Origin of the sequence: Variovorax boronicumulans NBRC 103145 (assembly GCF_001591345.1) — a bacterium.
In the GTDB taxonomy this organism is placed as follows: domain Bacteria; phylum Pseudomonadota; class Gammaproteobacteria; order Burkholderiales; family Burkholderiaceae_C; genus Variovorax; species Variovorax boronicumulans.
Genome location: NZ_BCUS01000188.1, coordinates 1 through 7864 on the forward strand (window position 1 = coordinate 1; position 7864 = coordinate 7864).

Here is a 7864-nt window from a genome sequence, read left to right on the forward strand (position 1 = left end):
CCGCGTGTTCCATTCACATCCTCGCTGCGTGAAGAAGGAGCCCGTCATGACAGACCACATCATCCCCAACGAGTTGGCCGGCCTGACCGCCATCGTGACGGGCGGCGCCCGGGGCATCGGCCTGGGCATCGCCCGAAGCCTGGCCGAGGTCGGATGCCGCATTGCCCTCTGGGACATCGACGCGGACGCGCTCCATGCCGCGACTGCAGCGCTCAGAGCGGAAGGTGCCGAGGTGTCTGCGCGCCGCGTGAGCGTGACGTCGCCGGAAGATGTCCAGGCCGCCACCGCCGAGCTCCTGGAGCGCAATGGCCGCATCGACGTGCTTGTCAACAACGCGGGCATCGGCGGCGACAAGCTCGTCACGAAGATGGAGCTCGACTTCTGGCAGCGTGTCATCGAGACCAACCTGACCTCGCAATTCATCTGCTGCAAGGCGGTGCTTCCGACGATGGTCGCGCAGAAGTTCGGTCGAATCATCAATCTGTCTTCGCGCGCCTGGCTGGGCAACCGCGGCCAAGCCAGCTACTCGGCGTCGAAGGGCGGCGTCGTCAGCCTGACCCGCAGCCTGGCGCTGGAGTTCGCGCGCAGCGGCGTCACGGCCAATGCCATTGCGCCGGGGATCGTGGAAACCCCGCTGTTCGGCACGCTCGCGGCCCAGGCCCAGGAAGACCTCAAGCGCACCGTTCCCATGCAGCGCATCGGCCAGGCCGAGGATGTCGCCAACGCGGTGCGCTTCTTCGCTTCGCCAGCGTCCAGCTATGTGACGGGGCAGGTGTTGTACGTGTGCGGCGGGCGCAGCCTGAGCAGCGCATCGGTCTGACACCGGCCTCACAAGGAAAGGAGACAACATGAAAAGAAGAGAGTTCACGTTGGCAGCCGCCGCCGCGCTGCTGGCACCGGCAGCGTCCGTGCGGGCAGACAACTATCCGTCGAAGCCCGTGCGCCTGATCGTGCCGTATCCGCCCGGTGGTGGCACCGACACCGTCGCCCGCGCCGTGTTCGAGCGTGTCGCCACGCTCATGGGGCAGCCCTTCGTGGTGGACAACAAGGCCGGCGCCGGCACCACCATCGGCCTGGGCGAGCTGGCGCGGTCCCGCCCCGATGGCTACACCGTCGGCGTCGGCGGCACCAGCGACCCGCTGCTGCCCCTTCTGTACGACAGGCTGGCGTTCAATCCCTCGGCCGACCTGACGTTCGTGGCCACGCTGGCGACGGTGCCCATCGTGCTGGCTGCCGGTCCGAGCATTCCTGCCAAGACCCTGCAGGAGCTGCTCGCCGCCGGGCGCGCAAAGGGGGCGCAACCGCTGGCCTATGCCTCGCCCGGGACCGCCTCGCCGCACCATCTGGCAGGCATCTACCTGGGCGAGATGGCGGGCCTTCCGCTGGTGCATGTGCCGTACAAGGGCACCTCGCAGGCGCTGACCGATCTGGTCGGTGGTCACGTGCCGCTCGCCATGCTGGGCCTGCCTTCGGCCTTGCCGTTCGCACGCCAGGGCAAGCTGAAGATCCTCGGCGTCGCGACCGCGCAGCGCTCCGCCCTGGCGCCCGAGATCCCCACCATCAGCGAGAGCGGGGTGCCGGGCTTCAATGCCGGCTACTGGTGGCATGTGACCGTGCCGACCGGCACGCCGCAAGCAGTCATCGCGCAGCTGCGCGATGCGGTGGACAAGGCGCTGCGCACCCCGGCGCTGACCGAGTCCCTGCTCAAGAGCGGCTTCGAGCCGATGCTGCTGTCGCCCGCCGAGGCGGAGAAGGCACTCAGGGAGGACACCGCCAAGTGGACGAAGGTGATCCGCGCGAACAACCTTCGCGGCGGCTGACCGAGGAGACGAATCGACATGCTTGGAGACTCCCTCAACGGCATCCGCGTCATCGACTTCACCCAGGTCGCCGCAGGACCGGTGTGCACGCAGACACTCGCCGACCTCGGCGCGGATGTCGTCAAGATCGAGGCGCCCACAGGCGAGCTGTGCCGCGCGCTGGCACCCTTCGTCCAGGGGCAGAGCCTCGGATTCATGGCGCTCAACGGCAACAAGCGCAGCGTGGCGCTTGACCTCAAGAACCCGCAGCAGCGCGAAGCGGCGCTCCAGCTCGCCGCCGACGCGGACGTGGTGGTCGAGAGCTTCCGTCCCGGCGTGATGCAGCGGCTCGGCCTGGGCTACGAGGACGTGCGGCAACGCAATCCGGGCGTCATCTATTGCTCCGTCTCTGCTTACGGGCAGGAGGGGATGTGGCAGCACAAGCCAGGCGTTGATGGTGTGCTGCAGGCGGTCTCCGGCCTGATGAGCGTGACGGGCTTGCCGGAGGCGCCGCCATGCAAGGTGCAGGTGCCGGTCGTCGACATGGTGACCGGCTACGTCGCCGCCATCGGCGTGCTGGGAGCGCTGGCGCGGCGCCGACGTGAGGGAGAGGGCGATCGCGAAGGCGAATGGATCGACGCCAGCATGTTTGCGTCCGCCATCGCGTTGCAGCAGATGAGTTTCGCCAGCTACTTCGCCGACGGGGTTCCCCCGGCGCGCATCGGCAGCGCCGCGCCCTATGCCGCGCCCAACGAGGCACTGCGTTGTGCGGATGGCTGGATCATGCTTGCCGCCTACCACCCGTCGCGCTGGGAGGCGCTGTGCGGGGTCCTCGAATGCCCCGGGCTGCTGACCGACCCACGCTTTCGTGAGCTGTCGGCCCGCATTGCGCACCGTCGCGAGCTGGTGCAGTTGCTGGAAGAGCGCATGACGCGCCGCCCGCGCGCCGAATGGCTGAAGCGCTTCGAGGCGGTGGACATCATCTGCGCGCCGATCAACGACTACTCGGAAGTCATCGCCTCGCCGGCATTCGCGGATGCGAGGTTGTCCGAGACGGTGCGCCATCCGATTGCCGGCGAGCTGACCCTGCCCGGGACGCCGTTGCGCGCGGTGGGCGAGGTGCCGCGCGCCCGACGTCCCGCGCCGCTCGTGGGGGAGCACACCCGCGAGGTGTTGCGTGCCGCCGGGATCGCTCACGACAACGAAGGAGACACGACATGTCTGTGACGCTCGAGGTGCGCGATTTCATTGCCACCGTGACCCTGAATCGCCCGGAAGCGATGAACGCGATCGACCCGGAGTCCGCCGCGCAGTTGCACGAAGCCTGGAACGAGATATCGGTCCGCAAGGACGTGCGGGTCGGCATTCTCACGGGAGCGGGCGAACGGGCCTTCTGTACCGGCGCCGATCTGAAGAAGACCATGCCGCCCGCAGAGAGCTTTGCCGAACTGCATTTCGGCTCGAGGGCCGGCCTCCCGCCCGTGTCGACCCTGCAGACGCCCAAGCCGATGATCGCCGCGATCAACGGCTTCGCGTTGGGAGGCGGACTCGAGATGGCGATGCTCTGCGACATCCGGATCGCTGCGAGCACCGCGGTATTCGGCCTGCCGGAGGTCTGCATCGGGAGCATCCCGGCCGGCGGTGGTACGCAGCGCCTCGTGCGCGCGGTGGGCCAGTCGGACGCGATGCTGCTGCTGTTGACCGGCGAGCGCATCGACGCCCAGGAAGCGTTGCGCATCGGCCTGGTCAGCCGGGTGGTTGCGCCACCGGATCTCGCGTTGGCCGCGCGGTCGATCGCGCAGCGCATCGCCTCGAATGCACCCCTGGCCGTGGTCACTGCCAAGAGGCTCGCCCAGGTCGGCCGCGAGTTGCCGTTGACGGCCGGCCTCGAATTGGAGCAGCAGAGCTTCGGCAACCTGCGCGATTCCGACGATCGGATCGAAGGGCGTCGTGCCTTCGCCGAGAAGCGCGCGCCGAGTTTTCAGGGGCGTTGACCCCCGCGAACTGCGCCGGGCGCTTCACGCCGATCAAGACCATTGGAGAGACATGACCCAGGACGCCAAGAATTTCGCCGGCACACGTGCCATTTCCCCGCAGCATCGATTCGATGTGAACGCGCTCGCTGCCTGGCTCGAAAGCAACCTCGATGGCTTCGCCGGACCACTTGCCGTGGAGATGTTCAGGGGAGGGCAGTCCAACCCGACCTACAAGCTGGTGACGCCCACGCGAAGCTACGTGATGCGCGCCAAGCCGGGCGCCGCGGCGAAGCTGCTGCCTTCCGCGCACGCGGTGGAGCGCGAGTTTAAGGTCATGCGTGCCCTTGCCGGGACCGACGTGCCGGTGCCGCGCATGCACTGCCTCTGTGAAGACGAGTCGGTCATCGGCCGTGCGTTCTACATCATGGAGTTCGTCCAGGGCCGAGTGCTGTGGGACCAGTCCCTGCAAGGCATGAGCAACGTTGAGCGCGCGGCGATCTACGACGAGATGAACCGCGTGATCGCCGCCCTGCATGCGGTGAAGTTCGTGGAGCACGGCCTCGCCGATTTCGGAAGGCCCGGCAACTATGTCGAGCGCCAGATCGGCCGCTGGAGCAAGCAGTACGTTGCATCCGCCACTCAGGAGATTCCCGAGATGGAGCGATTGATGGCGTGGTTGCCGGCGCATGTGCCCGAAAGCGCTCGCGATGAACGGATGGTCTCGATCGCGCATGGCGACTTCCGCCTCGACAACCTGATCTTCCACCCCACCGAGCCACGCGCGATCGCCGTGCTCGACTGGGAGTTGTCCACGCTCGGCCATCCGCTCGCGGACTTCAGCTACCACTGCATGTCGTGGCACATCACGCCTCGGATGTTTCGCGGCATCGGCGGACTCGACCTGGAGCGCCTGGGCATTCCGACCGAGAGCGATTACATCCGCAGGTACTGCGATCGCACCGGCATCACGACGCCTGAGGCGCTGGCGCCCGATTGGAATTTCTACCTGGCCTACAACCTGTTCCGCATGGCGGCGATCCTGCAGGGCATCGCCAAGCGGGTCGAGGCGGGCACGGCGTCGAGCGCGCAGGCCGAGGCCGGGGGTGCGCGGCCGATGGCCGAACTGGCGTGGCATTTCGCGCCGCGGGCCTGAGCACGATGGCGGCCTGCTGGACTCCTTGCCCGTACGGGTTCAGAGCGACTGCAGCCAGGAGAGGTAGCCGGCAGCTCGCCGTTCCGCGCTGCCGTCGAGAAGGAAGATCATTGCCGCCTGCACCGCAAGACCAGCTCCCGCGCCTTGCCAGACGGAGCTCTGCGGCGCCAGGATGACGAGCAGGATCCCGGCTGCGGCGAGCGCGAACTCGATCCAGCGATTCCTCGCAAATTCGTTCATGACGACCTGCATGCGAGGAATTTCCTCGATGCCCAGGCGCACCCGCTCGTTCGCGACGATGTGCTGGACGCGCGCGAGGTCTTGCGGGCTGCGCCACCAGACGGAGCCGCCGACACCCAGCTGGACCAGCGCCGCCAAGACAAGCGGGCCCGCCGCACCACGCCAGAACGCGCTGTGGCGCCAGGTCCATGCGGCCACGGCGATCGCGGTCACCGCGACGGCGACGAATATCAGGCCACCCCATCGCTCCGCATGGAAGTAGGTCTCGGCCGTGTTCATCCGAAGGTCCGGCGCGGGGAGCCGCTGCATCACGCCTCAGGCCACGGCCGCTCTGGCGAGGGCGGCGTCCTGCTCCGGCGTTCCACCGGACACCCCGAGCGCTCCGGTCAGTGCCCCATCCGCGTCGAAGATCGGCAGGCCGCCGCCCATCAACAGCAGGCCCCCTGCATGGACGTGGTCGAAGTGCGGGACCGGGGCCCCTACCTGCAGCGGTGCGTTCAGCGATTCGCTGGGCATGCGGAACATCACCGAAGCGCGCGCCTTGGCCAGCGCCAGTTCGTTGGACGCCAGCCATGCATCATCCATGCGCGAGAAGGTCACGAGGTTGGCGCCGCGATCCAGGATCGCAAACACCGCGTTGAGGCCTGCATCCTTGGCCGCCTGGCGGCCGCGGGCCACGATGCGATGCGCCTCGTCGATGGCGATGTCAGGCATTCTGGGTCCACTCCGTCTCCTGCCATTGCTTGGCCACGTCGACCGTCGCGAACGGGCGCATCGTGCGATACAGGTGTTCCTTGGCAGGGATGATCTCGACCATCGCATCGATCATTTCCTGCGGGTCTTCCTGGTTGGCCAGGCCTTCGGTGAAGTCGGGCATCGGAACGACCGCGGTCTTGGGGTCGTACCACTGGACATGGCTTTCCACGCCCGTGTCGTTGAACCCGGTGAGGAAGGCGCCCGGATTGACGGTGGCCACCTTGACGCCGAAGGGCGCGAGCTCGACCTTCATCGAGCCCGCGATGGCCTCGATCGCGTGCTTGGTCGCGCAGTAGATGCCAAGGAAAGGCACCACCAGGATGCCGCCCATGGACGAGGTCCACACCACCTTGCCGGCGCGGCGGGCCACCATCTTGGGCACGATGGCCTGGACCAGTTCGAGGTGCCCGAACACGTTGATGTCGAACGACTCGCGCGCCCGCTGCATCGGGATGTCGGTGATGGGCCCGGCCTCCATGACGCCGGCATTGAGCACCAGCACGTCAGGATCGAAGGAGCCCGCGTGGGCGATATCGATCTTGTCGAGCAGATTGAGCTTGATCACCTCCAGCTCGACGCCTGCTTCGGCCGCATCGGCACGCAGTTCGCGAACCTGTGGCCATGTTTCGGCGCCGGCCACCACCTTGTGGCCAAGCCGTGCCAATGCAATGGCCGTGCCGCGGCCGAAACCCGAGCTTGCGCCCGTCATCAAGATCTTCTGGGACATGAATGAGTACCTGCGAGTGAATCGTGCATTCAGTCTAGGAAGACCGTACGATCAAAACAATCCCATCAATTCTTGTTGTGCCGGTGAATCCCATTCATCAATTCAAGGGCTGTGACCTGCTCTCCCTGAATGTGTTCCTTGCCGTCGCGGCGCATGCCAGCTTTCGCGAGGCAGGAAAGGAACTCGGCATCACCGCATCGGCGGTGAGCCATTCCATCAAGGCGCTGGAGCAGCGCCTGTCGGTCAGGCTGCTCAACCGGACCACGCGCAGCGTGTCGCTGACCGATGCAGGGGAGCGATTGGCGGCAACGCTGCGGCCCGCACTCTCGTCAGTGGCCGGCGCCCTGCAGGAGATCGACAGCTTCGGCGGCATCCCGAGCGGCACCCTGCGGATCAATTCCAGCGAAGGCGCGGTCCGCCTGGTGCTGCAGCCGGTGCTGGCGCGCTTTCTGCGCGAGAACCCGCAGGTTCACCTCGACATCGTGTGCGACGGAAAGCTCAGCGACATCGTGGCCCACGGTTTCGATGCGGGCATCCGGCTGGCGGAGGCCGTCCCGCAGGACATGGTGTCGATCCGCGTGGGTGCGCCGGTGCGTTTCGCCGCGGTGGCTTCGCCGGGCTATCTGGCGGCACGTGGACGACCTGCCGTGCCGCAGGATCTGCATGGCCATGACTGCATCCGCTTCCGCTTCGACAGCGGCGCGATCTATCGCTGGGAGTTCGAGCGCCACGGGAATGCCGAGACCGTCAACGTCAACGGTCCGCTCACCCTGACTGACCAGCCCTTGATGGTCGATGCAGCCATCGACGGCATCGGCATCGCCTTCGTGCCCGATCACCTCGCAGCCAGCGCGCTGAGCGACGGGCGACTCGAGCGTGTGCTGGATGCGTGGTGCCCGGCATATCCAGGCCTGTGCCTCTACTACTCCGGTCACCGGCATGTTTCCAGCGCGTTGCGCGCGCTGATCGCGATGCTGCGCGAGGCGCTCCAGAACGACGTTCAGCACGAGCGCGCCTGAATTCGTGCGCGTGAGCGCAGGGCGCGCAGTCATCTGCGCAGCCACGATTTTTCTCAGCTGAATCCGCGGGCGAAAGGAACGCTCTCGGCATCTCCCTGGGGCGGAAGTCCCTCGTCATTTCAACGCACCGAAGCCTTGCGTATCGCTGCACGAACGACACCCATGAACCCCGCGGCGTCGAGGGCGAAAAGGGC

The 7864-nt window shown here is 67.0% G+C and carries 9 protein-coding genes; 6 read left to right on the forward strand and 3 right to left on the reverse strand.

Going from position 1 to position 7864, the window contains the following annotated elements:
• Positions 1–46 precede the first annotated feature (46 nt).
• From VBO01S_RS29945 to VBO01S_RS29965, 5 genes are read left to right on the forward strand one after another with little or no spacing between them, the layout of a single operon-like run.
• A complete protein-coding gene (locus VBO01S_RS29945; protein WP_062482472.1) occupies positions 47–820 on the forward strand; it encodes an SDR family NAD(P)-dependent oxidoreductase in 774 nt (257 codons plus the stop codon).
• Between the two features lie 28 nt (positions 821–848).
• Positions 849–1820, forward strand: coding sequence for a Bug family tripartite tricarboxylate transporter substrate binding protein (locus VBO01S_RS29950; RefSeq protein WP_082818344.1), 972 nt, complete (start codon positions 849–851; stop codon positions 1818–1820).
• Positions 1821–1838: 18 nt separating this feature from the next.
• Entirely contained in the window at positions 1839–3026 is a 1188-nt protein-coding gene (locus tag VBO01S_RS29955) for a CaiB/BaiF CoA transferase family protein (RefSeq protein WP_062482477.1), read from the forward strand.
• Positions 3017–3793, forward strand: coding sequence for an enoyl-CoA hydratase/isomerase family protein (locus VBO01S_RS29960; RefSeq protein WP_062482479.1), 777 nt, complete (start codon positions 3017–3019; stop codon positions 3791–3793). Before VBO01S_RS29955 ends, VBO01S_RS29960 begins: the two co-directional genes overlap by 10 nt.
• Positions 3794–3845: 52 nt before the next feature.
• A complete protein-coding gene (locus VBO01S_RS29965) occupies positions 3846–4928 on the forward strand; it encodes a phosphotransferase (protein WP_062482482.1) in 1083 nt (360 codons plus the stop codon).
• 39 nt (positions 4929–4967) lie between these two features.
• Here the strand turns inward: VBO01S_RS29965 and VBO01S_RS29970 are convergent, their stop codons facing one another.
• The 3 genes from VBO01S_RS29970 to VBO01S_RS29980 are packed head-to-tail and all read right to left on the reverse strand — an operon-like array spanning position 4968 to position 6651.
• A complete protein-coding gene (locus VBO01S_RS29970) occupies positions 4968–5447 on the reverse strand; it encodes a hypothetical protein (RefSeq protein ID WP_157627508.1) in 480 nt (159 codons plus the stop codon).
• A 36-nt stretch (positions 5448–5483) separates the two neighbouring features.
• Entirely contained in the window at positions 5484–5882 is a 399-nt protein-coding gene (locus VBO01S_RS29975) for a GlcG/HbpS family heme-binding protein (RefSeq protein WP_062482487.1), read from the reverse strand.
• Complete coding sequence (locus tag VBO01S_RS29980; RefSeq protein ID WP_062482489.1) at positions 5875–6651, reverse strand: SDR family oxidoreductase; 777 nt, start codon at positions 6649–6651, stop codon at positions 5875–5877. Before VBO01S_RS29980 ends, VBO01S_RS29975 begins: the two co-directional genes overlap by 8 nt.
• Positions 6652–6734: 83 nt before the next feature.
• Between VBO01S_RS29980 and VBO01S_RS29985 the strand changes: the two genes are divergently transcribed.
• Complete coding sequence (locus VBO01S_RS29985; protein ID WP_062482492.1) at positions 6735–7670, forward strand: LysR family transcriptional regulator; 936 nt, start codon at positions 6735–6737, stop codon at positions 7668–7670.
• The last annotated feature ends 194 nt before the right edge of the window (positions 7671–7864 follow it).

What these genes read in the sequence shown, in the direction of transcription:
- VBO01S_RS29960 (WP_062482479.1), top strand. Translation starts at nt 3,017, where the DNA reads ATGTCTGTGACGCTCGAGGTGCGCGATTTCATTGCCACCGTGACCCTG.
- VBO01S_RS29945 (WP_062482472.1), top strand. Translation starts at nt 47, where the DNA reads ATGACAGACCACATCATCCCCAACGAGTTGGCCGGCCTGACCGCCATC.
- VBO01S_RS29955 (WP_062482477.1), top strand. Translation starts at nt 1,839, where the DNA reads ATGCTTGGAGACTCCCTCAACGGCATCCGCGTCATCGACTTCACCCAG.
- VBO01S_RS29970 (WP_157627508.1), bottom strand. Translation starts at nt 5,447, where the DNA reads ATGAACACGGCCGAGACCTACTTCCATGCGGAGCGATGGGGTGGCCTG.
- VBO01S_RS29975 (WP_062482487.1), bottom strand. Translation starts at nt 5,882, where the DNA reads ATGCCTGACATCGCCATCGACGAGGCGCATCGCATCGTGGCCCGCGGC.
- VBO01S_RS29950 (WP_082818344.1), top strand. Translation starts at nt 849, where the DNA reads ATGAAAAGAAGAGAGTTCACGTTGGCAGCCGCCGCCGCGCTGCTGGCA.
- VBO01S_RS29980 (WP_062482489.1), bottom strand. Translation starts at nt 6,651, where the DNA reads ATGTCCCAGAAGATCTTGATGACGGGCGCAAGCTCGGGTTTCGGCCGC.
- VBO01S_RS29965 (WP_062482482.1), top strand. Translation starts at nt 3,846, where the DNA reads ATGACCCAGGACGCCAAGAATTTCGCCGGCACACGTGCCATTTCCCCG.